This window comes from Sphingobium yanoikuyae, from assembly GCF_034424525.1.
GTDB classification, from domain to species: Bacteria; Pseudomonadota; Alphaproteobacteria; order Sphingomonadales; family Sphingomonadaceae; genus Sphingobium; species Sphingobium yanoikuyae.
In genome coordinates this window covers 3169640-3195309 of the sequence record NZ_CP139979.1, presented here as the reverse complement: position 1 = coordinate 3195309, position 25670 = coordinate 3169640, and the positions used below count along the sequence as shown (strand labels likewise).

Genomic DNA, 25670 nt, shown 5'->3' with positions numbered 1-25670 from the left:
ATGACCGGTATCTCTCCCACCGACAGCGTGATGGCGATGCGCAATGCCATCCTGCAGAAGAACGCCGCGCTGCGCGACGTCGCCTCGACCGGCAATGTCGGTTCGGCTGGCGGCGCGGGCGCAACGCAGGACACCGCGCCCGGCGGCTTCACCGACGCGCTCAACAACGCGCTCCAGCAGGTCAACGGCCTGCAGACCCAGGCCGGCGATGCCGCCTCGGCGTTCGAACGGGGCGAAACCACCGATATCGCTGCGGTCATGCTGGCCAAGCAGCAGGCATCGGTCAGCTTCGAGGCGACCCTCCAGGTCCGCAACAAACTCCTGTCCGCCTACAAGGACATCATGAGCATGCCGGTCTAACCCATGAGCGAGAACGCACTCACCATCGATGGCGGCTCGGCCGCTGCCCCGGCCCTCCCGGCCGTCACCGGTGCCAGCTTCGGCAATGCCAAGGGCGTGGACGCGCTCAAGGCACGCTTCGCCGGCTTCATCAAGCAGCCGGCCGTGGCCAAGAGCCTGCCGCTGCTCGGCCTGCTCGGCACCGTCGCGGTGGCTGGCGCGGCCTGGCTGGCCCTGCGCGAACCGCCGCAGCGCGACCTGTTCCGCGGCCTGCCCGATGGCGACAAGTCTGCCGTCGCCCAGGTGCTGGACCAGAATGGCATCAAGTACGACTTCGATAACGCTGGCGGCATGACCGTTGGCGAAGGCGACTATTTCAAGGCGAAGATGATGCTCGCCGCCCAGGGCCTGCCCAAGAGCGCGCCCGACGGCAACAGCATGATCGACAGCCTGCCGATGGGCGCCAGCCGCGCGGTCGAGAATGAGAAGCTGCGCGGCGCCCGCGAGACCGATCTCGCCCGCACGATCGAGGCGATCGACAGCGTCGAGAGCGCCAAGGTGCATCTCGCGGTCGAAGCGCCCAGCGTCTTCCTGCGCGAACGCACCAAGCCGTCTGCCTCGGTGATGCTGCGCCTGTCGCAGGGCCGCACGCTCACTGACGCACAGGTCAGCGCCATCGTTCATCTCGTCGCCTCTTCGATCCCGGAACTGAATCCGGAAGATATTTCGGTCGTCGACCAGAATGGCCGCCTGCTCAGCAATAATGACGGCAATGCAGCCGACGATCGCCAGCTCGCCATCCAGACCCGGATCGAGGATCGCTATCGCCAGTCGGTGGTTGCGCTGCTGACCCCGATCCTGGGCGACGGCAAATTCTCGGCCGAGGTCCATGCCGAACTGAATTTCGCCGAACGCCAGGCGACCCGCGAAAGCTTCCCCCAGGACGAGGCGCGCCTGCGTGCAGAGCAGGGCAGCTGGTCGTCGGACGAGCGTGGTCAGAAGGCTGGCGAGGCTTCGGGCATCCCCGGCGCGCTCAGCAACCAGGCGCCGGTCAACCCGACCGTGACCCAGACCAACCCGAACGGCCAGGCCGTGACGCAGGGCCAGACGGCCGAACAGCAGCAGCCGGCCACGCCGGGCCTGCCGCCGATGAAGACCGAGGAAACCTTCAACCGCAGCTTCGAGCTGGGCCGTGAAGTGTCGGTCACGAAGGATGCGGTCGGCACGGTCAAGCGCCTGTCGGTCGCCGTCGCGCTCGACACCGGCGCCGATGGCAAGCCGCGCTCCGCCCAGGAAATCGCCGCGCTGGAAGCGCTGGTGAAGGGCGCCGTCGGCTTCGACCAGGCCCGTGGCGACGTCGTCGCCCTGTCGGCCCGCAGCTTCGCCAAGGCCGAAGAGGTCAAGGCCCCCTGGTATGAGGCCGACTGGATGTCGCCGCTGATCCGCAATGTCTCGGCCCTGCTGGTCGCGCTGCTGGTGATCTTCGGCATCGGTCGCCCGCTGCTCAAGCGCCGCGCCGCCGCCCAGGAAGCGAAGGTCGTGGAGACCGCCGAAGCCGGGCAGCGCCTGGGTCGCGAAATCTCGGGCGAACTGACCAAGCAGGCGACCGAAAATCCCGATCCCAGCCGTCCGGTGACGCTCGACATGATCTCGTCCACCTATGACTATGCCCAGCGCGCCGACCTGATCCGCAACTTCGTGAAGCAGGACCCCGATCGCGCCGCCCTGGTGGTCCGCGACCTTCTGAAGGAAGGGAAGAAGGAAAATGCCTGAGATCGTCCCCGGCCGTCCCGAGGCGCTCAAGGGCAGCGCCGCCGCCGCCGTCCTGCTGATGCTGTTCGATGAGGATGAGGCCGCCCAGATCCTGTCGCGCCTGGAGCCCGAAGAAGTCCGTCAGCTCGGCTATGCCATGTATGACGTGCAGGATGTCGATCCGGAGGAAGTGAACGAGGCGCTCGACCATTTCGTCACCAAGGCCAAGAAGCGCACCACCATCGGCTATGGCGCGACCCGCCATATCCGCGGCGCGATGACCAAGGCGCTGGGCGAGGAGCGGGCCGAAACCATCCTGGCCCGCATCACCCCGCCGACCCGCTCCACCCAGCTGGAAATGCTGAAGTGGATGGACGCCAAGGAAATCGCCGTCCTGATCGAGATGGAGCATCCGCAGATCATGGCGATCGTTCTGGCGCATCTGGAAGCGCCGGTTGCCGCCGACGTGCTGCAACTGCTGCCGACCGAATATCAGGAAGAGATCGTCTATCGCATCGCCACGCTCGGCCCGGTGTCGAACGAGGCGCTGGATGATCTGGAGCAGTTGCTGCTGCGCGGTCCGGTGAACAAGCAGGGTGCGGCGTCGCAGCGCGGCGGCACGGTCGAAGCGGCCGCGATCATGAACAATGTCCGCAAGGACAATGAGCAGCGGATCATGAAGGCCGTCGCCAAGCGCGACAAGATGATCGCCCAGACCATCGAAGAGGAAATGTTCGTCTTCGATAACCTGATCGACATGGATGACAAGAATCTGGGCACGCTGATGCGCACCGTCGACAGCCAGGTGCTGGTCGTGGCGCTCAAGGGCGCGAACGACATGCTCAAGGCGAAGATCTTCAGCTGCATGTCGGCCCGCGCCGCACAGGCGATCGCCGACGAGATCGAGGAACGCGGCCCGATCCGCCTGGCCGAAGTCATCGACGCGCAGAAGCTGATCATCGCCACCGCCCGCCGCATGGCGGATGCCGGCACCATCATGCTGGGTGGCAAGGGGAACGACTTTGTCTAAGATCTGGGCCGCCGAAGCCAGTCACGACGTATCGAGCGTGCCGATGATCGGCGTTGGCCAGGTGGCCAGCAACGGCTTCCGCAGCCTCTATTCGGCGCTGCCCGGCGACGTCGTCGCGGCGCCCGCCCGCGCGCCGATCCATGCCGAACCGGAAACCGATCCGATCGACGAAGCCCATATGGCGGGCTTCTCGCAGGGTTTCGAGGAAGGCTATCGCGCTGCCGGTGAGGATCAGGCGAACGAGATCGAGGCGCGCAACCGCCTGACCGCCGCGCTTGAAATGCTGGCGCCGGCGCCCAGCGGCAGCCTGTCGACCATGTTGTCGGCCACGGTCGTCCGCCTGGTCGAACAGATTGTCGGAGAAGTGCAGATCGATCTCGACCGGCTGACCCAGCGCTGCGAAGCGGTCGCCGCCTTCATCGATGACAGCAGCGACAAGAGTGCGCTGCATCTGCATCCTGACGACGTCGCCCTGCTCGAAGGCGAGCAGATCGGCGTGCCGCTGGTGTCGGACAAGAACATGCAGCGCGGCTGCGTGCGCCTCGAAACCGCCGATGGCTGGGTCGAGGATGGCCCGGACGTTCGTCTGGCGCGCCTGCGCGCCCTGATGGACGACATGGAGGGTAAGGCATGATCCGCGCCGAACTGGCGCAGGCCGAAACCCTGTTCGAGCATCTTCAGGTCCAGAATCGCCAGCCGCGCCATGTCGGCCGTCTGGTCAGCCATGATGCCGGCATGCTGGAAGTCACCGGCTTCCGCCGTCCGATCGGTTCGGGCGCCCGCGTCCTTGCCAGCGACGGATCGGTCTGTCGCGCCGAAGTCGTCGGCTTTCGCGGGGAACGCACCCTGCTGGTGCCGCTCGACGCTGACGCGCCGCTGGAAAATGGCATTCGTGTCGAACCCGACAGCCAGGCCAATATGGTGCAGGTGGGCGAGGGGCTGATCGGCCGCGTCATCGACGCCATGGGCCAGCCGCTCGACCGCAAGGGGCCGATCATCGCCGGCGGCGTCTGGCCGCTCAACGGGGTGAAGGGCAATGTCCTCGATCGCGGCCGCGTGACCGAGTCGTTCGACCTCGGCGTGCGCGCCGTCAACGCGCTGCTGACCGCCGGGCGCGGTCAGCGCATCGCCATCATCGCCGGCTCGGGTGTCGGCAAGTCGGTGCTGATGGGCCAGATGATCGCCGGCGCGGAAGCCGATATCGTCGTCACCGGCCTGATCGGCGAGCGTGGCCGCGAGGTTAGCGACTTTCTCGAAACCAAGCTCAAGCATGCGATGCACAAGAGCATCGTGGTTGCCGTGCCGGCCGACCATCCGCCGGTGCTGCGCCTGCGCGCCGCTGCCCGCGCCACCGCCATCGCCGAATATTTCCGCGCCCGCGGCAAGAAGGTGCTGCTGCTGATCGACAGCCTCACGCGCTGCGCCCATGCCCAGCGCGAGATCGGTCTGGCGCTCGGCGAACCGCCGGCGATGAAGGGCTATCCGCCCTCGGCGCTGGCGCTGATCCCGCGTCTGGTCGAACGCGCCGGCGTCGACGCCCGCACCGGCGGCTCGATCACCGCGCTCTACACCGTTCTCGCCGATGGCGACGACACCGACGATCCAATCGTCGATGCCGCCCGTGCCATTGTCGACGGACATTTCGTGCTGTCGCGCAGCCTGTCGGAACAGGCGATCTTCCCGGCGATCGACATCGGCAAGTCCCTGTCGCGCGTGATGGCCGACGTCGTGCCGGACGAGCATCGCCAGGCAGCCGCCGCCTATCGCCGCCTCTGGGCCGCCTATGAGGAAAATCGCGATCTCATCCTGATGGGCGCCTATCGCCCCGGCAATGATCCGGTGATCGATGAGGCGGTGCAGCGTCGCCAGGAAATCCTGAACTTCATCCGCCAGGACCAGAAGAGCCGGATCGACCTTGATACCAGCGCCAACGCGCTCATCGCGGAGTTCGGCGCGTGAAGGGGCTGGTGTCCCGCCGTCACCGCGTGCTGCGCGTGCGCCATGTCCAGCATGCCATGGCCATGGCCGAGACCGCGCGCGCCCGTGACGAGGCGGAGGGGATCGCCACCAACCTCGAACGTCTGCGCCGGGTGCGGGGCGAGCTGTTCGGTGTCCAGGGCGGTGCCACCGGTGCCTCCTTTGCATCGATGCAGGAACTGGCCAGCCGTCTGGAGCAGGCCGGTCGCCAGCTCGACGGCGCGCTCTACGACGCCCGCCGCAAGGTGGAGGCGAAGGAAGGGCTCAGCATCGTGGCCAACCGCGAGAAGGAAATTGCCGCGCGCCTGAAGGATCGGGCCCGCGTCGCGCTGGAAGAATGGCGCGAGAACAAGCTTGCCGCGCTGCCGCGCTATCGCCGCATGCAGCGCACGGGGGACAATTGACATGACCATGCTCGCCAGCCTCAAATCGCTGCTCTTCTCCTCGACGCCGCTGGCCGGTGCGACGACGGCCGCTGCTTCGGCCGTGGTCGAGGGTGCGGCCGACTTCGCCGCACTGCTGGGCGATGTCGATGGCGCGCCGCAGCCGGCTGCGCCTGCCACGACCATGGGCGTGCCAGCCCTGCCGGTGGAAGCGACGATCGAGGGTGATGCGCCGGTCGTGATGCCCGAAGCAATCGAGGCGCCGGCTCTGCCGGATACTGCCGAATTTCTGACCCAGCGGGCCATGCCGGTCCAGCCGGCCGCAGAACCGGCGTTGCCGGTCGCTGAGGCCGCGCCGGTTGCCGAACCGGTCCTGCCCATCGCTGCGCCAGTCCAGAATCAGGTGGCCGTCGCGCCCGGATCGGCCGAGCCTGCGCCAATCGTCCTGCCGGAGGGCGAGGCTGTCGCCGAAGCCCTTCCGCTGCCCTTGCCGACCCCGGCGCCGGCGGTCGCGCCTGCGCCTGCCGATATCCGGACGCCGGCGCCGGTTCCGACCAGCGATGTGGCCCTGCCGCTGCCGGTCGACGCCGAAGGGCCGATCGCGCGCGCGCTTGCCGACGCGCCGATCAAGACCACGCCGACGCCCGCGCCGCAGCCTCTGCCGGCTGCGATGGCCGCGCCCGAGGCCGACGACATCGCCGATGTTGACAGCGAAGCTGACATGGTGACGGCCGATGCGCCCGTCGACAGCGACGCGCCGATTGTCACCGATCCGATTGCCCATTCCTTGCCTGCTGCACTCCCCCCCTTGCCGCAGGCGCCGATCGATGCCCCCGCATCTTCGGCTCCATCCGCGCCGACCCGGGAGATGCCTTTGAGCGTGTCTCCTTCGCTGTCACCTTCATCGTCCCAAACCCAGGCCCCTTCGAAACCGGCCGTGGGACAGGAAGCGGTGACGGCCCCGGTGGTCGGCGCGGATGGGCAGGATGACCAGATTGTTGCAACGCCCGTGGCGGCGCCTGCAATGACGCCCGAACTGGTCGCTTCGATGATCCCGGCCCAGCCTGCGCCAGCTGCCAAGGCGGCCCCGAATGTCGTGCAGGCCCCGGTCCAGGCCGCCCCGCAGCCCGCGATGGCACCGCGCCCGGTCGAGCAGGTCTTGCCCGCCGTGGCGGCGGCGCCGGAGGTCAACCCTGACATGCCGACCGAGAAGACCGCACCGGTGGTTGCGACCAGCAGCCCGGACGAGGGTGATGTAGAGATCGCATCCGCCGGCACCGACCTTCCGGCCGCGCCCGTGGCCGCCAAGCCGGCCAAGGCGGAAGCCCTGTCGCTGCTGCAACTGGTGCGCGACCATATGAACCGCCGGGCGACGCCGGTGCGCGACAGCGCCGAAGCGGCAGCGCCGGTCAGCGATCACACGCCGGACAAGGCGGCCACGGCCGTCGATCCGCTGGTCGCTGCCACCCCGGCCGCACCCCATCATGGCTCGGAAGCCTCCGTGCCACAGGCCGCAGCACCCCAAGCCGCTTCGGTCACCCCGGCGGCGATGCCGACGGTCGACCTGTCGGCCAGTCTTGGCCAGCAGGTGGTCGATATGGGCGTGTCGGGACAGTGGATTGACGGGCTGGCCCGCGACATTGCCGGCCTGTCGGCCAATGGCGCGCAGGGCCGGTTCCAGATCAATGCCGACCAGCTTGGCCCGATCCAGGTCGATATCCGCCAGGATGGCGATGGCGCGGCGGTCAGCCTGACTGTCGCCAGCGAGGCGGCGGAAATGGCGCTGCGCCAGGATAGCGACCGACTGAAGCTGGACGCGAGCCTTGCCGCGGTGCGCATCCATGAAGTGAAGATCGAACGCGCGCCGCATGTTGCTGAAGCGGCCAAGGCCGATGCCAATGGTCAGACCGGCAGCCAGTCGAACGGCCAGCAGGGCAATGCCTCCCAGCAGCAGGGCGCCTGGCAGGGTGCGGGCCAGATGGCGGGCCAGTCGATGGGCCAATCCTCGTCGCAGAGCCGCTGGCAGGGCCGTGAAAATAATGGCCTTGGCCATAAAGCCGGGAGCGATCCGGCCGTTCTTAACCATGGTGACACCGGCGATAGCGCCGGTGACGTCCGCCGCGCGCGCTACGCCTGACGGCCGGGACGGGATATTCCAGGGGACGTGAACGATGAGCGATGAACCCAAGGCGAAGAAGAAGAAGGGTGGGGGGATGAAGCTCATCCTGCTGGTCGCCGTCGCCATGGTGGTGGGCGGTGCCGGCGCTGCGGGCGGGCTGTACGCCGCCGGCTTCTTCAGCCCCAAGGCCGAAGGCCCCAAGGAAGATCCCAACAAGCCCGTACTCGTCCTGGCGGGCGAGGATGCGCAGGCTGTCGCCACCGCCCATGGCTGGGCCGGTGAAGGCGGCGGCGGTGGTGGCGAAGGCGGTGGCCATGCGAGCGCCGGTGGCGAGGGGCATGCCCCGTCGGCCGCCCATGCGCCCGGCAAGGGCATCGACCTGCCGGCACCAAGCAATCCGACTGCCTATCAGGCCACCTATTTCCAGCTCCAGGCGCCCTTCACGTCGAACATGACGGACACCGACGCCTTCGCCCAGATCACCGTCGCGGTGTCGACCTATTATGACTATCGCGTGATTGCCGCGATCAAGATGCACGAGATGGCGATTCGCAGCCAGGTGCTGATGATGCTCGCCGAACAGCCCGAGGAGCAGCTGGTCACGCCCGACGGCAAGCGCATGCTGCAAGGAAAAATCCGGGGCATCATCAACGATGTACTCAAGCAGAAGACCGGCTATGGCGGTGTCGATAACGTTTATTTTACCAATTTCGTTATTCAATAGCGCTGCCTGAACGCTGGGAAGTCCCCTGGCCGAGGGCAGGGGACAGACATGAATCACGTTCAATCCTTCGCCTTCGGGCGGGGGGACGCGCAAGCTCCGGTAATGCTGTCGGGCCTCGACCGGCTGGGTGAAAAGCTCGGCCGGCGTATCCGTGCGCTGATCGAACCCATTTCCGGCATCCGCCCGCACGTCGCGGCCGAGGATGCGCGGGTCGTGGAGTTCGGCGCCTGGTCGGCCGGCGCGCCCAATTTCTGCAGCCTGTCCATCTATCGCCTGCTGCCCCTGAAGGGCCAGATGCTGCTGTGCATGGACGCCACCATGATCTCGACCCTGGTCGACTGCTTCTATGGCGGCCTTGGCAACCGGGCGCTGCCCGCGCGCGGCGAATTTACCCCGACCGAAGACCGGCTGATCGCCCGCCTGTCGGAAACCATCATGGCCCGCATGGTCGAATGCTGGTCCGAAGTCCTGCCCCTGGAACCCGGCCTGCTGCTGCGTGAAACCGGCATCGGCTTTGCCGCCGCTGCCCAGCCCGCCGACCAGATGGTGGTGCAGCGCTTCCGCGTCGGGCTGGACCGGGATCGCGAATGGTCGATCGACATGGTCTTCCCGCTGGCGGCGCTGCGCGGCGTCGAGGCGCTGATGGGCAGCAAGGTTGCAAGCGATGATGAGCATGTCGATCCGGTGTGGCAGGCCCGCGTGGCGCGCCGCATGCGCGACATCCGCCTGCCGGCCCGCACCGTGCTGGCCCGCCCCAATCTCTCGCTGGCGGAGCTGATGCAGCTCAAGGCCGGCGACATCATACCCGTGACGATCGGCCGCAGCCTGCCGCTGATCGTCGGCGACAGGATCGTCGCGCACGGCACGATCGGCGAACAGGATGGCCGTGCCGCCTTCCAGATTGAAAAGATTGCACAGGGACCGGAACAATGAGTGATATGAGCGACGCCCCGATGATGGATCCCCGTGGGGAAGACAGCGCCAGCCGCATGGCGGCGAACCGCCAGTTCAAGCTGCTGGCCGATATTCCGGTGCGCATGTCGGTGGAGGTCGGATCGACCTCGCTGCGCCTGGCCGAAGTCATGGACCTGGCCGAAGGCAGCATTGTGGAACTGGATCGCCAGGCCGACGAACTGCTCGACATCATGGTCAATGGCGCGCTGATCGCGAAGGGGGAGGTCGTGACGGTGAACGGCCGCTATGGCATCCGCATCGTCGATATCGCCGCCACCGAAACCCGCATGGCCGGGGTCGAACGGCGCGGCTGATCGCAGGGCCGTGCTTTTGCGCTTGCCTTGCGGCCCATTCTTGCGGATCGGATGACGCATTAACCTAAACGCGGGGCGCGTGCATGTTCTGGTATTTCGTCAAATTGCTGATCCTGCTGCCGCTTGTGGGCGGCATGGCCTTTGGTGCCTTGTGGCTGTGGCGCAAATATCAGCCCGGCATGATGGTCGGCCAGAATGACCGGTCGCTGAAGCTGCTGGAAGCGCTGCCCATGGGCACGTTCGGCAAGCTGGCCGTGGTCGAGTTCGAGGGCAAGAAGATCCTGCTGTCGGTCACCCGCGGCCGGATCGAGAAGATCGCGGAAGGCGACCCCTATCGTGCGCGCTAGTCACTGGCTGGTCGGCGGCATCCTGCTGACCGCCGGGCTGATGCTGGTCGATCCTGCGCTGGCGCAGGCGGTGCCGGCCGCGCCGGCGCCGGTCGACAATGGCGGCGCGCTGACCCGCGCGATGGGACAGATTTCGGGCGACGGCCGCTCGCTGTCGCTGTCGCTGCAGATCCTCGTCCTCATGAGCCTGCTGTCGGTCCTGCCGTCGCTGATCCTCATGATGACCAGCTTCACCCGGATCATCATCGTCCTGTCGCTGCTGCGCCAGGCGCTGGGCCTGCAACAGACGCCGCCCAACCAGGTGCTGGTCGGGCTTGCCCTGTTCCTGTCGCTGTTCGTGATGCGACCGGTGATCGACCAGATCAACGGCCAGGCCTATGATCCCTATGGCAAGGGCCAGATATCGATCGAGGAAGCGGTCGGCCGTTCGGGCAAGGTGCTGCACGGCTTCATGGCCAAGCAGACGCGCGAGAGCGACCTCAAGCTGTTCGCCAACATGGCCGAGGCTCCGGCCTTCCGCACGCCCGACGACATTCCCTTCACGATCCTGCTGCCGGCCTTCGTCACCAGCGAGTTGAAGACCGCGTTCCAGATCGGCTTCATGATCTTCCTGCCCTTCCTCATCATCGACCTGGTCGTCGCATCGACTCTGATGGCACTGGGCATGATGATGCTGTCGCCCACGATCATCTCCATGCCCTTCAAGCTGTTGCTGTTCGTGCTGGTCGATGGCTGGGCGCTGACGATGGGGTCGCTCGCCGGCTCCTTCGCGACATAGGAGGGCGGCAATGGAGAATGCGGATTTCTTCATGGGCTTGGCACAGCATGCGCTGTGGATCACGGCGCTGGCGACGGCGCCGATCCTGATTCCGGCGCTGGTCGCGGGCGTGCTGATCGGCATGGTCCAGGCCGCGACGTCGATCAACGAACAGACGCTCAGCTTCATTCCCAAGATTCTGGTCGTGGGTGCGATGCTGACCCTGTTCGGCGGATCGATCATGGTGCTGATCGCTGACTTCACGCGCGAGATATTCGAGCGGATACCGGACCTGCTGCAATGATCGCACCCGGCTTCGCAGGCGTCGAGACGCAATTGTGGATCTGGCTGATCGCCATGATCCGCCCCGGTGCAGCCTTTCTGGCCGCGCCCGTCTTCGGTGCGCCCGCGATGCCGCTTCAGTTGCGCCTGATCCTCTCGCTCGCGCTTGGCATGGCCGCGCTCAACAGCGTCACCATCCAGTTGCCGCATGACGGCGTCGCCAGTTTCGAAGGCGTGATGCTGGTCGCCGGCGAAGTGCTGACCGGCCTTGCCATGGGTTTTGCCGTGCAGATCGGCTACTCCGCCGCCTTCGTTGCGGGTGAGGCGATTGCCAACACCATGGGGCTGGGCTTTGCCGCGATGGTCGATCCGGGGTCGGGGCAGGGGACGCAGGCGGTCGGCCAGTTCCTGTCGATCCTCTCGACCTTCCTGCTGCTGGCGATGGACGGCCATCTGCTGCTCGTCAGCTTCGTGGTGCAGAGCTACAAGGCGCTGCCGCCGGGTGCGGCGATGCTCAGCAATGATGCGGTCTGGCACATGATCCAGTTTGGCGGCTCACTGCTGGGCGCCGGGGTCACGATCGCGCTGCCGGTCGGCTTTGCGCTGGTGCTGGTGCAGATCGTCATGGGCATGCTGGCGCGCACCGCGCCCGCGCTCAACCTGTTCGCCGTCGGCATGCCGATGGCGGTGATGGCGGGGCTGGTGCTGCTGGCGATGGCGGTGCCGGTGATGGGCGAGGGGATCACCATCGCGCTCAAGTCGGGGCTGGAACAGGCCCGCGCCATCTCGGAAGGACGCTGAGCCATGGCGGGCGGATCCGAGGGCGGCGAAAAGACCGAAAAACCGACACAGAAGAAATTGCAGGATGCCGCCAAGGAAGGCGACATCCTCCAGTCCCGCGAACTGGGGACGGCCCTGGTGGTGATGGCCGGCATCGGCTGGCTGGCGGTTGCCGGGCCGGGCCTGATCGACGCGTTGTCGGGCATGCTGACCCGCGCGCTGCGCTTCGGGCGCGAGGATATCGTGAACTTCTCGCCGGTGACGCGTGGCACCGGCCTGCTGGCGGACATCGCGCTGCCGGTGGGCGGCGTATTGCTCGCGACCTTCTTTGCCGCGATTGCGGCGCCGGCGCTGCTCGGATCGCTGGGCTTTCGTCCCGGTGCCTTCGCGCCCAAGGCGTCGAAGATGAACCCGGCTTCGGGCCTCAAGCGCATGTTCGGCGCGCAGGGGCTGATCGAACTGGTCAAGTCGATCGCCAAGGTGGGGCTGCTGGGTGCGGTCGGCTTCTGGATGATCTGGGACCGGCTGACCGCGATCATCGGCCTGGGCAAGGCGGGGGTCGGCAATGCGATCAGCGACCTTGGCAACATGTTCATCCTGGTCTGCCTGGTGATGGCGGGCGGGCTGTTCGTGATCGCCGGCATCGACGTGCCGATGCAGATTTCCCAGCGCGCCAAGCGGCTGGGCATGAGCAAGCAGGACATCAAGGACGAGCATAAGGAAAGCGAAGGCTCGCCCGAACTCAAGGGCCAGATCCGCCGGCGCCAGTTCGAGGTGCTGAACGGATCGACCCGGCAGGCGGTGGCAGAGGCCAGCGTCATCATCACCAACCCGACCCATTTCGCGGTGGCGCTGCGCTATCGGCCCGGCGTGGATGCCGCACCGGTGGTGGTCGCGCGCGGCTGTGACGCGATCGCGGCCTCGATCCGCGAACTGGCCGAGGATCATGGCGTGTCGGTGCTGCAATATCCCGAGCTGGCGCGCGCCATCTACTTCACCTCGCGCGCTGGCGAGATCGTCAATGAAGGCCTCTACATGGCGGTGGCGACGGTGCTGGCCTTCGTCTTCCGGGTCGAGAACAAGATGGCGACGGAAATGGACCGTCCGTTCATTACCGTGCCAGAAGATCTGCGTTTCGATCCGGATGGAAAGAAATTGTAGAGAATTTGCTGATACTTGGCAGTTGATCGAAGAATTAGGGCGATGGTGAATTAAAGTTTAGCCACGCTTGTCCGTATTCTGTTTACGGGGACGCATTAGGATGGTGCGTCATGAACGAGTATCTTTCGCGTAGCGAGATTTCGCCAGTGGATCGGAGCGTCGTTCGCGCGCCGGTGCCGGCTGCGGCCGTTCAGCCGGTTTCAGCGACGGAATCGGCAACCGAGCAGGGCAATATGTCTGCCAGCGATGCGCGCAGGCAGGAGAGTTTTGCGGTCGATGTCGTTGCGGTCGACGAGGATGCCGCCGGCGCAGCCGAATATGCGCGCATCCATGCCCGGATCGCGGACATCCTGGCCGATATGCGCGCCGGGCAGGGGGATGTGTCGGTCGATGGTGCATCGGCTGCGGTCCAGGCGATGATGCCGCAGCCCTTCATCTACATTCCGCTGCCGCCCGCCACGCGCGAGGCGGTGGAGCAGGCCGCCGATCTGGCCAAGCGGATCGCCCAGCAGGCCAGCTATGCCTATGCCGCCCAGGCGCATGTCGCGCGCGGGACCGTAGACCAGATCCTGTCCGCATCGGCGATCTGATCGCGGCCATGCCCGCTTTTTTGCGGGCTTTGCCATCAGCTTGAAAATCATTCCTAAACATCTTCGCGCTACGGCCGTTCTCTCATTTGAAAGGACGGCCCATGGCAACGACGACGACATCGGTAGGGAGCAGCATCCTGTCGGCGCTGGGTGCCAATTCGGGCATCGACACGAGCGCGCTCGTCACCAGCCTGGTCAGCGCGACCCGCGACCCGCGCCAGTCCGCGATCACCACCCAGCAGACGACCAACAATGCCCGCATCTCGGCGCTGGCGTCGGCCATCAGCTCGCTCGACACCTTCGCCGATGCGCTCACCAGCGTCCTGTCGGGTGCCGAATATACCGGCACGCCCAATTCGACCAACACCAACATCGCGTCGGTCAGTCTGCTGAGTGGCGGCACGCCGACCGGCATGCCGGCACAGCTGGTGGTGAAGTCGCTGGCGACCGCCCGCATCTTCGCTTCGACCTCGACCAGCGGCGCCACCAGCAGCACGGCGGTCGGTACCGGATCGCTCACCATCACGACGGCGGGTGGCAAGACCGCGACGATCACCGTCGATTCGAGCAATAACAGTTTTTCCGGCCTGGCTTCGGCGATCAACGCGGCCGACATCGGCGTGACCGCGAGCGTCGTCACCGATGCGCAGGGCACGCGGCTGGTGTTCAAGGGCGAAACCGGCGCGGCCAATGATTTCACCATCACCAGCTCGGCCAGCAGTTCGACCAGCGTCCTTGCCGGCCTCAACAGCAGCGCGATGACCTCGACGTCGGACCCGGCCAATGCGAAGATCACGCTCGACGGCACCGATTATGAATATGCCAGCAACACCATCGACGATGCGATCCCCTATCTGCGGATCGAACTGACCGCGGCGGACGTCAACAGCACGGTCAACCTGACCATGACCCAGCCGACCGCGACGATGAAGGATCTGCTGCAGGAATTTGTCGACGCCTATAATACGCTGATGAAGGCGCTGAACACGTCGACCTCGACCGGGACGGATTCATCGACCGCGGGCGTCCTCAACGGTGTGTCGGCGGTGCGCGACATGAAGTCGCAGCTGTCGAAGATCACATCGACCCAGCTGGCCTCGACCGGCAGCTACAAGACGCTGGCCGATATCGGCATCGCGACCAACCGCGACGGCACGCTGACGCTCAACACCGACACGCTGGACAAGGCGCTGGCCGCCGATCCGGCGGGCATCACCAAGATGCTCAATCCCGCCAAGTCGACCGCCGACAATCTGGGCCTGTCGGGCCTGATGGACAGCGTGCGCGACAATATCGAGCTGGACAACGGCCCGATCAAGGCGGCGCAGGACCGTTATGAGAAGCTGGCCGACAGCCTGACCGAACAGCTCGAAAAGCTGGACGAGGACATGGCCGACTATGAGACGCGCCTGACTTCCATCTATTCGGCAATGCAGACCAAGCTGTCTGCGCTCAATGCAACCCAAAGCTATCTCCAGCAGCAGATCGATGCCTGGAACAAGAGCGACAGTTAATCGGGGACTTTGAAACATGTTCTATAATCACAGCTTTGCGGGTACGGCAGCGGCACGACGCTATGCGGCGGTGCATTCGGGCAGCCGGATCGAGGGCGCCACGCCCCACGCGCTGGTCAAGATCCTGTTCGACGAACTTCTGATCGCGCTCGATGCCACGGCGCTGGCCGAACGCAATGGCGACCGGCTGAAGGTGTCCGACAAGCAGGCGCGCGCCATGTCGATCCTGTTCGCGCTGGAAGCCAGCCTGGACTTCGACAAGGGCGGCGACATCGCCACCGGCCTGGCGCGCATCTATCGCGAGGCCCGCCGGCTGCTGCTGGTCAGCGCCAAGGAGCATGACGCCGCGCCCGTCGAGCAGGCCCGCGCCATGGTCGGCGAGATTGCCGATGCCTGGAGCCAGATCGGCCAGCCCTGATCGCTCACGGGACGATCAGTCCATAGGCTGCCGACTGGCCCGGTTGCGGGGTTGCACCCCCTTCCGGTGGCCTGTATAGGCGGCACTCGCACAAGGGCGGCCCGGCGGGGGCCGCCTTTTTGCGTTATATCCAATGCGCACGGACGCGCAGCATCAACCCAGAAAGGGAAGGCACATGTCGATTACGCCGCTCATGCCCGTTTACCCCCGGTGCGATGTGCGTCCGGTCCGAGGCGAGGGCTGCTACCTGATCGGGGAGCGCGGCGAGCGCTATCTCGACTTCGCCAGCGGCATCGCCGTCAATCTGCTGGGCCATGGCCATCCCAAGCTTGTGCAGGCCATCGCCGATCAGGCCGCGACGCTGATGCACACGTCGAACCTCTATGGCTCGCCGCTGGGTGAAGCGTTCGCGCAGAAGCTGGTCGATAACAGTTTCGCGGACACCGTCTTCTTCACCAATTCGGGTGCCGAGGCGGTCGAGTGCGCGATCAAGACCGCGCGCCGCTATCATTATGCCAATGGGCAAGCGCACCGGCACAAGATCATCAGCTTCGACAACGCCTTTCACGGCCGCACGCTGGGCACCATTTCGGCGACCAGCCAGCCCAAGATGCGCGACGGGTTCGAGCCGCTGCTGCCCGGTTTCCAGGTCGTGCCCTTCAACGATCTCGACGCGGCGCTGGCCGCGATCGATGACAATACCGCCGGTTTCCTGCTGGAACCGGTGCAGGGTGAAGGTGGCGTGACCCCGGCAACCCAGGCATTCCTGACCGGCCTGCGCAAGGCGTGCGACGAGCATGGCCTGCTGCTGATCCTGGACGAAGTGCAGTGCGGCTATGCCCGCACCGGCACCTTCTTCGCCCATGAGCAATATGGCGTGAAGCCCGATATCATGGCGGTGGCCAAGGGCATCGGCGCGGGCTTCCCGCTCGGCGCCTGTCTCGCCACCGAGGAAGCGGCCAAGGGCATGGTGTTCGGCACCCATGGCTCCACCTATGGCGGCAACCCGCTCGCCATGGCGGTGGGCATCGCGGTGCTGGAAGAGGTGCTGGCGGACGGCTTCCTGGAGCAGGTGACGGCGATGGGGGCGCGTCTGCGTTCCGCGCTGGAGCAGATGATCCCGAACCATGACGACATGTTCGAGGATGTGCGCGGCATGGGGCTGATGCTGGGCGTCAAGATGAAGGACGCTTATGACGCGCGTGCCTTTGTCGGCCATCTGCGCGACCATCATGGTTTCCTGTCGGTATCGGCGGGCCAGAATGTGCTGCGCATCCTGCCGCCGCTCGTCATCGACGAAAGCCATATCGCCGAGTGCATCGAGAAGATTTCCGCCGGCGCGCGGAGCTTCGCGGACGCCAAGGCGGCCTGACCATATATTGCCCCGTTCGTGCTGAGTAGGGGCTGAGCGAAGTCGAAGCCCCGTATCGAAGCATCCTTCGATACGCCATTTCGACTTCGCTCAATGGCTACTCAGGACGAACGGTGGTTGGAAGCGGGGAAAACTTCCAATGACCAAGAATTTCCTGAATCTCACCGATGCGGGCGGCGACGCGATCGCCGCGATGATCGCCGACGCCATCGACCGCAAGGCGGCGCGCGCGGGCAAGCCCAAGGGCTGGGTCGACGCCGATGCGCCGCTCGCCGGTCACACGCTGGCGATGATCTTTGAAAAGAACAGCACGCGCACCCGCGTCAGCTTCGACATGGCGATCCGCCAGCTGGGCGGCAATTCGCTGATCCTGGACGGCGCGACCAGCCAGTTGGGACGCGGCGAGACCGTCGCCGACACGGCCCGCGTGCTCAGCCGCATGGCCGATGCGATCATGATCCGCACCGACGATCATGCCAAGATCGAGGAAATGGCCGAATATGCCAGCGTCCCGGTCATCAACGGCCTGACCGACCTGTCGCATCCGTGCCAGATCGTCGCCGACCTGCTGACCGTGGTCGAGCATGGGCTGGCGCTGCCGGGCAGCCAGTGGGCGTGGCTGGGCGATGGCAACAACGTCCTCCACTCGATCGTCGAGGCCGCCGGCCTGATGAAGTTCGACGTGCGCATGGGCATCCCCGAGGGCTATGATCCCGATCCGTCCTTTGCCGCGGCGGCGCAGGCAGCGGGTTCGACCATCACCCTGACCCGCGATGCGGCGCAGGCTGTGACCGGCGCCGACGTTGTCGTCACCGACACCTGGATCTCCATGGGCCAGGCCCATGCCGAGGCGAAGCTGGCGGCGATGATGCCCTATCAGGTGACGCCGGAACTGATGGCGGGCGCCAAGGCGGACGCCAAATTCCTCCACTGCCTGCCCGCCCATCGCGGCGAGGAAGTGGTCGAGGCGGTGATCGACGGTCCGCAGTCGTTGATCTGGGACGAGGCGGAGAACCGCATCCATGCCCAGAAGTCGGTTCTGCTCTGGGCGCTTGGAAAGCTGTAAGCTCACCCTATATTCGGGCGAAATTTTCCGTTCGCCCTGAAAGATGACGGGGCCTGTCCTGCGCTGGGAAGCGGAGGACGGGCCCTCGCGGCTTTCGGGGCGGGTGGATCGGAAGGAAATATCGTGACCAGTAGCAATGTCGATCAGGCCCTTGGCTTCACCATCCCCTCGCGCCATGTGCGTGGCCGTTTCGTGCGGCTGGGGCCGGTGCTGGACCAGGTGCTGTCTGCCCATGCCTATCCCCCGGCGATCGAGCGGGTGCTGGCGTCCTCGCTGGTGCTGGGCGCGCTGCTCGGTAGCCTGCTCAAGGATGCCGGCGGCCAGCTGACCCTGCAGGCGCAGACAGAAAATGGCGTCGTCAGCCTGCTGGTGGCCGACTACAAGGGCGGCGAGCTGCGCGGCTATGCCAAGTTCGATGCCGAGCGGCTGGCGGAAATCGGCAGCGATCCGACCCTGTTCGGCCTGTTCGGCAAGGGCTATCTGGCGATCACCTTCGACCAGGCGGCGACCGGCGAGCGCTATCAGGGCATCGTGCCGCTGGACGGATCGTCGCTGGCCGAAGCGGCGGAGCATTATTTCTTCCAGTCCGAACAGATCCCCAGCATCGTCCAGATCGCGACCCGGCATGAGCCGGGCGAAGGCTGCGTCGCGGCGGGCCTGCTGCTTCAGCATCTGCCCGAGGGCGAAGTGGGACGCGAGCGCCTGCATGTGCGCCATGACCATCCCGAATGGGAGCATGTGCAGGCGCTGGCCGGTACGCTGCGCGACGAGGAACTGACCGATCTCGACCTGCCGCTGACCGACATCGCCTGGCGCCTGTTCCATGAAGAAGAGGAAGTGCGCGTCACCGAGACCACGGCGCTCGCCAAGGGCTGTCGCTGTGACCTTGCCCATATTCGCGATGTGATCGGCCGCTTCCCGGCGGACGAACGGGTGGCGATGGCGGACGAGAAGGGCATTATCGGCGTCGATTGCGCCTTCTGCTCGCGGCTGTTCCCGCTCGCGCTGGACAGTTTCGTGACCCATTGAAAGCCGGCGCGGGGCAATTGCGGCACGGCCGTTCGCCCCGCGCTATCAAATTGCCGCAATTGCGCGGCACAACAGGATGAAGCATGGCGCCGCTCCCCGGCGCCGATGACAAGGTCTGGACGCAAGATGGCAGGGCTGGGGCTGCAGGCGCTGGGCGCCGCGGCGGCAATGATGATGGCAAGCTGGGCCGGGGCGGCGAACGCGCCGCAACTGGCTGCGCTCGCCAAGCTGGAAACGGGCGAATGGGAATTGCGCCTGCGCGACGATCCGTCCGCGCCGCCCCGCCGCCTGTGCGTGACGATGCCGCATCAGTTGCTGGAGCCGGCCAATGCTGGCCCCGGCTGCAAGCCGTTCGTGGTCAGCGACGCGCCTGCTGCCGCCACCGTGACCTTCGATTGCGGGGCGGCCGGCAATGCGCGCACCGACCTGCGCGTCGAAACGCCGCGCCTCATCCAGATACGATCGCAGGGGATCAGCGACGGCGCGCCCTTTTCCAACATGGTCGAAGGGCGCCATGTCGGGGCATGCCGCTGACCGGCGGCCCCCTTGCACTGCAACATAACGAGGTCTAGCGCAGCATCATGGTCGCACAGAATGGAAAATTCGCCGTCGTCCTGCTTTCGGGCGGGCTGGATTCAATGGTCGCGGGCGGGCTTGCGCGCGAAGCGGGCTATCGCGTCCTGGCGCTGACGATCGATTATAATCAGCGCCATCGCGTCGAACTGCGCGCCGCGGCCAAGGTGGCGACGGCGCTCAATGCCATGTCGCATATCGTGCTGCCGCTCGACCTCACTGCCTTTGGCGGGTCGGCGCTGACCGCCGACATCGAAGTGCCCAAGGGCGGCGTGGGCGACGAAATCCCGGTCACCTATGTGCCGGCGCGCAACACCATCTTCCTGTCGCTGACGCTGGGCCTGGCCGAAGTCGCGTCGGCCAGCGACATCTATATCGGCGTCAATGCGCTCGATTATTCGGGCTATCCCGACTGCCGTCCCGAATTTATCGACGCGTTCCAGAAAATGGCGACGCTGGCGACCAAGGCGGGGGTCGAGGGCCATCCGATCCGCATCAATACGCCGCTGCAGTTCATGACCAAGGCGGACATCGTGCGCGAGGCGCATCGCCTGGGCCTGGATGCCGGGCTCAGCTGGTCCTGCTATGATCCGACGCCCGACAACAAGCATTGCGGCCTGTGCGACAGTTGCCGCCTGCGCTCCAAGGGCTTCGAGGAAGCGGGCCTGCCCGATCCCACCGTCTATGCGACGCGTCCCGGAAAGGCCTGACACATGACCTATGCGGTCAAGGAAATGTTCCTGACCCTGCAGGGCGAAGGCGTGCAGGCGGGGCGGCGTGCGGTGTTCCTGCGCTTTGCCGGCTGCAACCTGTGGAGCGGGCGCGAGCAGGACCGGCGCGATGCCGTCTGCCGCTTCTGCGACACCGATTTCGTCGGCACCGACGGTGATGGCGGCGGCAAGTTCGCGACCGCCGACGCGCTGGCCGATGCGGCATTCGCCTTCTGGGGCGAGGGGGAAGGCCCCTATATCGTCCTGACCGGTGGTGAGCCGATGTTGCAGGTCGACGATGCGCTGATCGATGCGCTCCACGGCCGTGGTTTCACCATCGCGATCGAAAGCAACGGCACCTTGCCGGCGCATCCGGGCATCGATTGGGTCTGCATCAGCCCCAAGGCGGGCAGCGACGTGGTCCAGGTGAAGGGCAATGAGCTGAAGCTGGTCTGGCCGCAGCCCGATGGCGGCCACAGCCTGGCCGATGTCGAGGCGATGGAGGGCTGGGGCTTCGACCATCTGCTGGTCCAGCCGCTCGATGATGCCCATGCCGTGGACAATGCCCGCGCGGCCATCGATCTGGTGATGGCCCGGCCGCGCTGGCGGCTGACGGTGCAGGCCCATAAATATCTGGGCCTGCGTTAAGTCTCCGTCAGATCAGGGCTGGACGCCCGCCTTCTGGTTCCACTGCTGGTGGCATTCGGGCAGCAACACGCCCTTCTTCCAGCATTTGGCGTCGAGCGAAGGCAAAGCGAGCTGATAGTTCCAGCCCGGATCGCCATAATATTGCTCGCCGGCATGGACGAGCGACTTCTTGATCGAGGCCAGGCCCTGGCGGGCGACGACGTTGAGCTGGCCGCGATCGGCGAAGATCGCCTGGCGACCGACCGCCGCTGCCGCCTGGCAGAATCCGCGCTGCGCCTGGACCGTCGAATAGCCCGAATAGATGCGGGTATTATACATGTCGGACGCCGACTGGCCGGGCTTGCCCTTGCCCTTGGTGCGCTGGAAATAGCTGAGCAGCGTCGCCTGCGCTGCGTCAAGTTCGGCGTCATGATGGGCGATCATGGCGTTGTAGTTGCTGACCGACAGCAGGGTCGGTTCGAACTGGCACTGCAGCGCGGCGACGTTGATCGCGGCGCGCAGGTTCCAGGTGAGGCCGGCCTTGATCTCGTCCGCGGTGGCGCCGGGCAGGCCCAGCGCGGTGGCGGCGGCTTCGTCGGTCAGGGCAGGGGCCGACATGTCGGGCGGCGACCAGAAAAATTGCGCGGCGGCCGGCTGCGCGGCGGCGAGCGACGCGGCGGCGATCGTCAGGGCAGCAAAGGCCTGGCGCGAGCGAAAACGGAACGTCATTGAATAAACCCTCTCAGCCGGGGTCTTGACGGCGCGAACGCCCAATTCCCCCATAACGGCATCGACTATAGCGCGGCTGTATCGGAAGTGAACGGCAAAAGCCTCACTGATCCGACACGACTTCCTCATCATTGGCGGGTGCGGCCGTATTGTCCGCCTTGGCCGGGGCAGCGGCCTTGGGTTCGGTACGGTTTTCCGGCAGGGCCAGGCTGGTGCCTTCGCTCTGTACGCCGTCCAGATCGGTCATGGCGTCGGTGGCTGTGCCATCGACCACTTCCATATCCTTCATCTGCACCGTGTTGCCGCTCTTTTCGCCGCCACCGCCGCAGCCTGCCAGCGGCATGCAGCCGATCAGCAGGGCGGCAGTCATCATCCTTGCGTCAAGGCGCATCCGGGTCTCCATAACATGGCTCAACATGCCCGGCGGCCCCCCACCTGGCGAAGTGGCGGACCCTAGCGGGCGGTCCCGCATTGCTCAAGTCCCGTGCCGTCGCCCGATCCGCAGCGCCGCAGCCGGCCGAGAAAGACGGGGAAATGCGCCTTGAGCGCGGCATCAAGGGCTTCCATCGAGGCATCGCCGCCCAGTGCGGCGATGCTGGTCACCGGAAACTCGCTGATCCCGCACGGCACGATGCCGCCAAAATGGGACAGGTCGGGATCGACGTTGATCGAAAAGCCGTGCAGCGTCACCCAGCGGCGGACGCGAATGCCCAGCGCACCGATCTTTGCCTCGCGCCCCTGCCTGTCGTCGGTCCAGATGCCGATGCGGCCTTCGGCGCGGCGGGCGGCAATGCCCAGGTCGGCGAGCGCGTCGATCATCCAGCCTTCGAGATGATGGACGAAATTGCGCACATCCTTGCCGCGCTCGCGCAGGTCGATGTTGAGATAGCCGATGCGCTGGCCCGGCCCATGATAGGTGTAGCGGCCACCGCGCCCGGCATCATGGACAGGAAAGCGCGGATCGATCAGTTCGGCCGGATCGGCGCTGGTGCCGGCGGTGTAGAGCGGCGGATGCTCCAGCAGCCAGACGCGCTCGCGCGCCTCGCCCTCATAAATGGCGGCGGCGCGCGCCTCCATATCGGCAAGGGCGGTCGGATAGTCGACGGGGGTGGCATCGCTGCGCCACTCGACGTCAGGAAAGGGCAGGGGATCGGTCATGTCGCTTCCTTGACTTGAGCGGGGCGAGCGATCAAGTCTCGGGCCGCATTTCGCAGGACAGGGGTAGGCATTAGATATGGCGGCAGTCTCGATCGGCAAGGCGTGGGAGGAGGCGGTTGCCTTCGTTGCCCGCGAAGCGTCGCTGCTCTTTCCCGTCGCGCTGCTGTTCCTGGCCCTGCCGGGGCTGATCCTGCAGGAAATGACGCCGCCGCAACTGGCCGAATGGATGGCCAATCCCCAGCGCACCGGCCTGCCTGACATACCGCCCGGCTTTGCGCTGGCGATGCTGCTGGGTGTCGTCATCATCTGGTTCGGATCGCTGACGCTGTTTGCGCTGGCGCTGCGGCCGGGCATCAGCGTGGGGGAGGCGTTGCGCCTGGGCTTCGCGCGGTTGCCGGTGCTGCTGGGCACCGCCTTGCTCGCCATGTTCCTGATTGGCGGGCTGATGCTGGCCGCGATTCTGGTCGCCGTCCTGGCCAGCCTGGTCTCGGAGTCCGTGGGCACCAGCATCGGCGCCATCCTCGGCGCCTTTGTCGGCGGCGCCACCATCTTCGCCAGCGTCCGGCTGATGCTGCTCAATCCGGCGGTGATCGACGGCAATCAGGGGGTGGTGCCCTCGCTGCGCCATGCCTGGGCGCTGACGCGCGGCTGTTTCTGGCGGCTGCTGGGCTTCATCATCCTGATCACCCTGCTGTCGGGCATTGCCAGCATGGCGGCGCAGACGATCTTCGGTGCGCTCGCCGGCCTTGCCGCCGGGCCGGAGGCCGCCCGGCTGGTGGGCGGCGTCGCCTCGGCGGCGGTATCGACCGTGATCCAGGTCTATATGCTGGTGATGCTGGCTCGCATCTATCGTCAGGCGTCGGCTGGCTGACCGAACATCGGGATCTGCGGCGCCGCTTCGGGCGGCAGCAGGCCCAGCAGGCGCGGATCGGCGAAAGTCTCGATCTCCCGGCCATAGGGGGAGAAGCCCGACTTGATGTAGAAGCCGAGCGCCGCCGGGCTGTCGAGCGTGCAGGTATGGACCCAGAAGCGCTCCACCCCCTTGCGCCAGGCGAGCGACTTGGCCTGCGCCATCAGCCATTTGCCCAGTCCCTTGCCGTTGAGTGAGGGTACCAGCCCGAAAAAGGCCAGCTCGCATTGTGACGGGCTGCGGAAATCCAGTTCCAGCAGGCCGACCTCGACCCCGCGCGGGTCGGTGACGGCATAGACCTCGACCAGGGGATCATGCAGGATGGCCGCGAGCTGATCGTCCGGCATCACCAGCCGCGAGAACCACAGCCACGGTTCGCCCACGCGGCGGAACAGGGCGCGATAGGCACCAAGGTCCGGCGTCTTCCACGGCACCAGCCGCAGCGGCGCGGGCGGGATCGGCGCGGGTTTCGGTCGCTCGCGCATTTCCAGATGGGTGACGATGGTCGCGATCTCGCGCGGATCGACCGGGATCAGTGCCATCGGATCAGCTCCAGCTCGCCATCGGCGGCAGGCTCATCAGGATCGCGTCGATATTGCCGCCGGTCTTGAGCCCGAACAGCGTGCCGCGATCATGGACCAGGTTGAATTCGGCATAGCGGCCGCGCCATTCCAGCATGGTGCGATACTCTTCCTCGCTCCACGCCTCGTTCATCCGCCGCCGCACGATCGGCGGGAAGGCGGCCAGGAACGCGTCGCCGACATCGCGGGTGAAGGCGAAATTGGCGTCGAACGCCGCATCGTCCGCGCATTCGAGATGATCGTAGAAGATGCCGCCGACGCCCCGATGCACGCCGCGATGGGGAATGAAGAAATAGTCGTCGGCCCAGGCCTTGAAGCGCGGATAATAGGTCGGATCATGGGCGTCGCAGGCGGCCTGCAACACCGCGTGGAAATCCGCCGTATCCTCGTCGCGCGGCAGCGGCGGATTGAGGTCGGCGCCGCCGCCGAACCAGTTCTTGGTCGTGTTGAGGAAGCGGGTGTTCATGTGGACGGCCGGCACATGCGGGTTCGCCATATGCGCGACCAGGCTGATGCCGGTGGCGAAAAAGGCCGGATTGTCGGCCGCGCCATGGATGGTCTGGGCAAAGCCGGGGGCAAGATCGCCGGTCACGGTGGAGATATTGACGCCCACCTTTTCGAAGACCCTGCCCTTCATCACCCCGCGCACGCCGCCACCGCCTTCGCCCGGCGCTACGCCTTCGGCCTCGCGATCCCAGGGGGTATAGGCGAAGCTGGCGTCGCTGCCGGCTTCGCGCTCGATCGCCTCGAACTCCGCGCAGATCCGGTCGCGCAGCGATTCGAACCAGGCACGTGCTGCCTGCTGCTGCGGGTTCAGGGGAAAGCGGATGTCAGGCGTCATGCAGGGAAGCTCCCGGTCTGGCGAAGGGCCTCGGCAACGGCGATGCCGGTGGAAACGGCGATGTTGAGCGAGCGGAAGCCCGGCGCCATCGGAATGCGCACGCGAATATCGGCCAGATCGCGGACATGATCGGGCACGCCCGCGCTTTCCGATCCCATCAGCAAGACATCGTCACTGCGAAATGTCACATCGGGCAGTCGTTCCGACGCGTGGCTGCTCATCAGCAGCAGGCGGCGGCCGGCGGCCCGTCTTTCCGCGTCGAACGCCTCGAAATTGGCGTGGCGCACGACTTCGGCCGCTGCGCCATAATCCATTGCCGCGCGCTTCAGCCGGGCATCGGAAAAGGCGAATCCGGTCGGCATGATGATGTCGACGGGCACGGCAAAACAGGCGGCGAGGCGCAGGATGGCGCCGACATTGCCGGCGATTTCGGGCTGGTAGAGAGCGATACGCATGGCTGTCGCATAATGCAGCGCGGCGATTTGTCATAGTCTGGATGACTTTGCGGTTGGCAAAGCCCTGACAGTCCGGTTATCAGACCTTTGACCCACGCCGGGGGGAGGCGGGGTATACCCTAACTCCCTTGATAATCAGGATCACTCAAGGCATTCCGGCGTGAATAGGGAAGTCTTG

31 protein-coding genes are annotated in these 25670 nt (G+C 66.1%); 25 read left to right on the top strand and 6 right to left on the bottom strand.

Going from position 1 to position 25670, the window contains the following annotated elements:
* From fliE to queE, 24 genes are all read left to right on the top strand, one after another.
* Nucleotides 1-360, top strand: a complete 360-nt coding sequence (gene fliE / locus U0025_RS14800; RefSeq protein WP_004208192.1) for a flagellar hook-basal body complex protein FliE — start codon at nucleotides 1-3, stop codon at nucleotides 358-360.
* A 3-nt stretch (nucleotides 361-363) separates the two neighbouring features.
* A complete protein-coding gene (gene fliF, locus U0025_RS14795) occupies nucleotides 364-2112 on the top strand; it encodes a flagellar basal-body MS-ring/collar protein FliF (RefSeq protein WP_004208191.1) in 1749 nt (582 codons plus the stop codon).
* Nucleotides 2105-3121, top strand: coding sequence for a flagellar motor switch protein FliG (fliG, locus tag U0025_RS14790; RefSeq protein ID WP_004208190.1), 1017 nt, complete (start codon nucleotides 2105-2107; stop codon nucleotides 3119-3121). The genes fliF and fliG overlap by 8 nt, the downstream gene beginning before the upstream one ends.
* Nucleotides 3114-3755 carry a FliH/SctL family protein gene (locus U0025_RS14785; RefSeq protein ID WP_037490446.1) on the top strand — a complete coding sequence of 214 codons (642 nt, stop codon included), beginning with the start codon at nucleotides 3114-3116 and terminating at the stop codon, nucleotides 3753-3755. The genes fliG and U0025_RS14785 overlap by 8 nt, the downstream gene beginning before the upstream one ends.
* On the top strand, nucleotides 3752-5080 hold the full coding sequence (locus U0025_RS14780; protein WP_004208188.1) for a FliI/YscN family ATPase: 1329 nt from the start codon (nucleotides 3752-3754) through the stop codon (nucleotides 5078-5080). Before U0025_RS14785 ends, U0025_RS14780 begins: the two co-directional genes overlap by 4 nt.
* Nucleotides 5077-5502, top strand: coding sequence for a hypothetical protein (locus U0025_RS14775; protein WP_004208187.1), 426 nt, complete (start codon nucleotides 5077-5079; stop codon nucleotides 5500-5502). The genes U0025_RS14780 and U0025_RS14775 overlap by 4 nt, the downstream gene beginning before the upstream one ends.
* Nucleotide 5503: 1 nt before the next feature.
* Complete coding sequence (locus U0025_RS14770) at nucleotides 5504-7618, top strand: flagellar hook-length control protein FliK (protein ID WP_004208186.1); 2115 nt, start codon at nucleotides 5504-5506, stop codon at nucleotides 7616-7618.
* A 34-nt stretch (nucleotides 7619-7652) separates the two neighbouring features.
* Nucleotides 7653-8324, top strand: a complete 672-nt coding sequence (locus U0025_RS14765; protein ID WP_004208185.1) for a flagellar basal body-associated FliL family protein — start codon at nucleotides 7653-7655, stop codon at nucleotides 8322-8324.
* A 48-nt stretch (nucleotides 8325-8372) separates the two neighbouring features.
* The gene (locus U0025_RS14760; RefSeq protein ID WP_004208184.1) at nucleotides 8373-9257 is read left to right on the top strand and encodes a flagellar motor switch protein FliM; all 885 of its coding nucleotides are present in this window, start codon (nucleotides 8373-8375) and stop codon (nucleotides 9255-9257) included.
* Complete coding sequence (fliN, locus tag U0025_RS14755) at nucleotides 9254-9592, top strand: flagellar motor switch protein FliN (RefSeq protein ID WP_004208183.1); 339 nt, start codon at nucleotides 9254-9256, stop codon at nucleotides 9590-9592. The genes U0025_RS14760 and fliN overlap by 4 nt, the downstream gene beginning before the upstream one ends.
* A gap of 83 nt (nucleotides 9593-9675) precedes the next feature.
* Nucleotides 9676-9939, top strand: coding sequence for a FliO/MopB family protein (locus tag U0025_RS14750; protein ID WP_004208182.1), 264 nt, complete (start codon nucleotides 9676-9678; stop codon nucleotides 9937-9939).
* 40 nt (nucleotides 9940-9979) lie between these two features.
* Nucleotides 9980-10717, top strand: a complete 738-nt coding sequence (gene fliP / locus U0025_RS14745; RefSeq protein ID WP_169863187.1) for a flagellar type III secretion system pore protein FliP — start codon at nucleotides 9980-9982, stop codon at nucleotides 10715-10717.
* Nucleotides 10718-10727: 10 nt separating this feature from the next.
* Complete coding sequence (fliQ, locus tag U0025_RS14740; RefSeq protein WP_004208180.1) at nucleotides 10728-11000, top strand: flagellar biosynthesis protein FliQ; 273 nt, start codon at nucleotides 10728-10730, stop codon at nucleotides 10998-11000.
* Nucleotides 10997-11779, top strand: a complete 783-nt coding sequence (fliR, locus tag U0025_RS14735; protein ID WP_004208179.1) for a flagellar biosynthetic protein FliR — start codon at nucleotides 10997-10999, stop codon at nucleotides 11777-11779. Before fliQ ends, fliR begins: the two co-directional genes overlap by 4 nt.
* Before the next feature lie 3 nt (nucleotides 11780-11782).
* Nucleotides 11783-12919: a flagellar type III secretion system protein FlhB gene (gene flhB, locus U0025_RS14730; RefSeq protein ID WP_004208178.1), complete on the top strand. Its 1137-nt coding sequence runs from the start codon at nucleotides 11783-11785 to the stop codon at nucleotides 12917-12919.
* Nucleotides 12920-13029: 110 nt separating this feature from the next.
* The gene (locus U0025_RS14725; RefSeq protein ID WP_004208177.1) at nucleotides 13030-13509 is read left to right on the top strand and encodes a hypothetical protein; all 480 of its coding nucleotides are present in this window, start codon (nucleotides 13030-13032) and stop codon (nucleotides 13507-13509) included.
* A gap of 101 nt (nucleotides 13510-13610) precedes the next feature.
* On the top strand, nucleotides 13611-15023 hold the full coding sequence (gene fliD / locus U0025_RS14720; protein ID WP_004208176.1) for a flagellar filament capping protein FliD: 1413 nt from the start codon (nucleotides 13611-13613) through the stop codon (nucleotides 15021-15023).
* Between the two features lie 16 nt (nucleotides 15024-15039).
* Nucleotides 15040-15441 carry a flagellar export chaperone FliS gene (locus tag U0025_RS14715; RefSeq protein ID WP_004208175.1) on the top strand — a complete coding sequence of 134 codons (402 nt, stop codon included), beginning with the start codon at nucleotides 15040-15042 and terminating at the stop codon, nucleotides 15439-15441.
* 175 nt (nucleotides 15442-15616) lie between these two features.
* Nucleotides 15617-16813 carry an aspartate aminotransferase family protein gene (locus U0025_RS14710; RefSeq protein WP_004208174.1) on the top strand — a complete coding sequence of 399 codons (1197 nt, stop codon included), beginning with the start codon at nucleotides 15617-15619 and terminating at the stop codon, nucleotides 16811-16813.
* Nucleotides 16814-16952: 139 nt separating this feature from the next.
* On the top strand, nucleotides 16953-17879 hold the full coding sequence (argF, locus tag U0025_RS14705; protein WP_004208173.1) for an ornithine carbamoyltransferase: 927 nt from the start codon (nucleotides 16953-16955) through the stop codon (nucleotides 17877-17879).
* 123 nt (nucleotides 17880-18002) lie between these two features.
* The gene (hslO, locus tag U0025_RS14700) at nucleotides 18003-18908 is read left to right on the top strand and encodes an Hsp33 family molecular chaperone HslO (protein ID WP_004208172.1); all 906 of its coding nucleotides are present in this window, start codon (nucleotides 18003-18005) and stop codon (nucleotides 18906-18908) included.
* A gap of 126 nt (nucleotides 18909-19034) precedes the next feature.
* Nucleotides 19035-19442, top strand: coding sequence for a DUF3617 domain-containing protein (locus tag U0025_RS14695; protein WP_004208171.1), 408 nt, complete (start codon nucleotides 19035-19037; stop codon nucleotides 19440-19442).
* 47 nt (nucleotides 19443-19489) lie between these two features.
* Nucleotides 19490-20191: a 7-cyano-7-deazaguanine synthase QueC gene (queC, locus tag U0025_RS14690; protein WP_004208170.1), complete on the top strand. Its 702-nt coding sequence runs from the start codon at nucleotides 19490-19492 to the stop codon at nucleotides 20189-20191.
* A 3-nt stretch (nucleotides 20192-20194) separates the two neighbouring features.
* Nucleotides 20195-20839, top strand: a complete 645-nt coding sequence (gene queE, locus U0025_RS14685; protein WP_004208169.1) for a 7-carboxy-7-deazaguanine synthase — start codon at nucleotides 20195-20197, stop codon at nucleotides 20837-20839.
* Between the two features lie 12 nt (nucleotides 20840-20851).
* Here the strand turns inward: queE and U0025_RS14680 are convergent, their stop codons facing one another.
* From U0025_RS14680 to lipB, 3 genes are all read right to left on the bottom strand, one after another.
* Complete coding sequence (locus tag U0025_RS14680; protein WP_004208168.1) at nucleotides 20852-21547, bottom strand: hypothetical protein; 696 nt, start codon at nucleotides 21545-21547, stop codon at nucleotides 20852-20854.
* A gap of 103 nt (nucleotides 21548-21650) precedes the next feature.
* Nucleotides 21651-21938 carry a hypothetical protein gene (locus tag U0025_RS14675; RefSeq protein WP_004208167.1) on the bottom strand — a complete coding sequence of 96 codons (288 nt, stop codon included), beginning with the start codon at nucleotides 21936-21938 and terminating at the stop codon, nucleotides 21651-21653.
* Between the two features lie 62 nt (nucleotides 21939-22000).
* Nucleotides 22001-22705, bottom strand: a complete 705-nt coding sequence (gene lipB / locus U0025_RS14670; protein WP_004208166.1) for a lipoyl(octanoyl) transferase LipB — start codon at nucleotides 22703-22705, stop codon at nucleotides 22001-22003.
* 76 nt (nucleotides 22706-22781) lie between these two features.
* Between lipB and U0025_RS14665 the strand changes: the two genes are divergently transcribed.
* Nucleotides 22782-23576: a hypothetical protein gene (locus U0025_RS14665; protein WP_004208165.1), complete on the top strand. Its 795-nt coding sequence runs from the start codon at nucleotides 22782-22784 to the stop codon at nucleotides 23574-23576.
* On the opposite strand, the gene U0025_RS14660 is transcribed toward U0025_RS14665, so the two are convergent.
* From U0025_RS14660 to U0025_RS14650, 3 genes are read right to left on the bottom strand one after another with little or no spacing between them, the layout of a single operon-like run.
* Nucleotides 23558-24157, bottom strand: coding sequence for a GNAT family N-acetyltransferase (locus U0025_RS14660; RefSeq protein ID WP_004208164.1), 600 nt, complete (start codon nucleotides 24155-24157; stop codon nucleotides 23558-23560). The genes U0025_RS14665 and U0025_RS14660 overlap by 19 nt on opposite strands.
* A gap of 4 nt (nucleotides 24158-24161) precedes the next feature.
* Nucleotides 24162-25037 carry an oxygen-dependent coproporphyrinogen oxidase gene (hemF, locus tag U0025_RS14655; protein ID WP_004208163.1) on the bottom strand — a complete coding sequence of 292 codons (876 nt, stop codon included), beginning with the start codon at nucleotides 25035-25037 and terminating at the stop codon, nucleotides 24162-24164.
* Nucleotides 25034-25492 carry a tRNA (cytidine(34)-2'-O)-methyltransferase gene (locus tag U0025_RS14650; RefSeq protein ID WP_004208162.1) on the bottom strand — a complete coding sequence of 153 codons (459 nt, stop codon included), beginning with the start codon at nucleotides 25490-25492 and terminating at the stop codon, nucleotides 25034-25036. Before U0025_RS14650 ends, hemF begins: the two co-directional genes overlap by 4 nt.
* Nucleotides 25493-25670: the final 178 nt, after the last annotated feature.

Bases quoted from the DNA above. Each gene is read 5' to 3' on its own strand.
- queE (WP_004208169.1), top strand. From the start codon at position 20,195: ATGACCTATGCGGTCAAGGAAATGTTCCTGACCCTGCAGGGCGAAGGC.
- fliR (WP_004208179.1), top strand. From the start codon at position 10,997: ATGATCGCACCCGGCTTCGCAGGCGTCGAGACGCAATTGTGGATCTGG.
- fliG (WP_004208190.1), top strand. From the start codon at position 2,105: ATGCCTGAGATCGTCCCCGGCCGTCCCGAGGCGCTCAAGGGCAGCGCC.
- fliE (WP_004208192.1), top strand. From the start codon at position 1: ATGACCGGTATCTCTCCCACCGACAGCGTGATGGCGATGCGCAATGCC.
- U0025_RS14675 (WP_004208167.1), bottom strand. From the start codon at position 21,938: ATGCGCCTTGACGCAAGGATGATGACTGCCGCCCTGCTGATCGGCTGC.
- queC (WP_004208170.1), top strand. From the start codon at position 19,490: ATGGTCGCACAGAATGGAAAATTCGCCGTCGTCCTGCTTTCGGGCGGG.
- U0025_RS14695 (WP_004208171.1), top strand. From the start codon at position 19,035: ATGGCAGGGCTGGGGCTGCAGGCGCTGGGCGCCGCGGCGGCAATGATG.
- U0025_RS14680 (WP_004208168.1), bottom strand. From the start codon at position 21,547: ATGACGTTCCGTTTTCGCTCGCGCCAGGCCTTTGCTGCCCTGACGATC.
- fliF (WP_004208191.1), top strand. From the start codon at position 364: ATGAGCGAGAACGCACTCACCATCGATGGCGGCTCGGCCGCTGCCCCG.
- flhB (WP_004208178.1), top strand. From the start codon at position 11,783: ATGGCGGGCGGATCCGAGGGCGGCGAAAAGACCGAAAAACCGACACAG.
- U0025_RS14665 (WP_004208165.1), top strand. From the start codon at position 22,782: ATGGCGGCAGTCTCGATCGGCAAGGCGTGGGAGGAGGCGGTTGCCTTC.
- U0025_RS14650 (WP_004208162.1), bottom strand. From the start codon at position 25,492: ATGCGTATCGCTCTCTACCAGCCCGAAATCGCCGGCAATGTCGGCGCC.
- U0025_RS14715 (WP_004208175.1), top strand. From the start codon at position 15,040: ATGTTCTATAATCACAGCTTTGCGGGTACGGCAGCGGCACGACGCTAT.
- U0025_RS14780 (WP_004208188.1), top strand. From the start codon at position 3,752: ATGATCCGCGCCGAACTGGCGCAGGCCGAAACCCTGTTCGAGCATCTT.
- U0025_RS14765 (WP_004208185.1), top strand. From the start codon at position 7,653: ATGAGCGATGAACCCAAGGCGAAGAAGAAGAAGGGTGGGGGGATGAAG.
- U0025_RS14750 (WP_004208182.1), top strand. From the start codon at position 9,676: ATGTTCTGGTATTTCGTCAAATTGCTGATCCTGCTGCCGCTTGTGGGC.
- U0025_RS14710 (WP_004208174.1), top strand. From the start codon at position 15,617: ATGTCGATTACGCCGCTCATGCCCGTTTACCCCCGGTGCGATGTGCGT.
- U0025_RS14725 (WP_004208177.1), top strand. From the start codon at position 13,030: ATGAACGAGTATCTTTCGCGTAGCGAGATTTCGCCAGTGGATCGGAGC.
- fliD (WP_004208176.1), top strand. From the start codon at position 13,611: ATGGCAACGACGACGACATCGGTAGGGAGCAGCATCCTGTCGGCGCTG.
- hemF (WP_004208163.1), bottom strand. From the start codon at position 25,037: ATGACGCCTGACATCCGCTTTCCCCTGAACCCGCAGCAGCAGGCAGCA.
- fliQ (WP_004208180.1), top strand. From the start codon at position 10,728: ATGGAGAATGCGGATTTCTTCATGGGCTTGGCACAGCATGCGCTGTGG.
- argF (WP_004208173.1), top strand. From the start codon at position 16,953: ATGACCAAGAATTTCCTGAATCTCACCGATGCGGGCGGCGACGCGATC.
- U0025_RS14770 (WP_004208186.1), top strand. From the start codon at position 5,504: ATGACCATGCTCGCCAGCCTCAAATCGCTGCTCTTCTCCTCGACGCCG.
- U0025_RS14660 (WP_004208164.1), bottom strand. From the start codon at position 24,157: ATGGCACTGATCCCGGTCGATCCGCGCGAGATCGCGACCATCGTCACC.
- fliN (WP_004208183.1), top strand. From the start codon at position 9,254: ATGAGTGATATGAGCGACGCCCCGATGATGGATCCCCGTGGGGAAGAC.
- lipB (WP_004208166.1), bottom strand. From the start codon at position 22,705: ATGACCGATCCCCTGCCCTTTCCTGACGTCGAGTGGCGCAGCGATGCC.
- fliP (WP_169863187.1), top strand. From the start codon at position 9,980: ATGCTGGTCGATCCTGCGCTGGCGCAGGCGGTGCCGGCCGCGCCGGCG.
- U0025_RS14760 (WP_004208184.1), top strand. From the start codon at position 8,373: ATGAATCACGTTCAATCCTTCGCCTTCGGGCGGGGGGACGCGCAAGCT.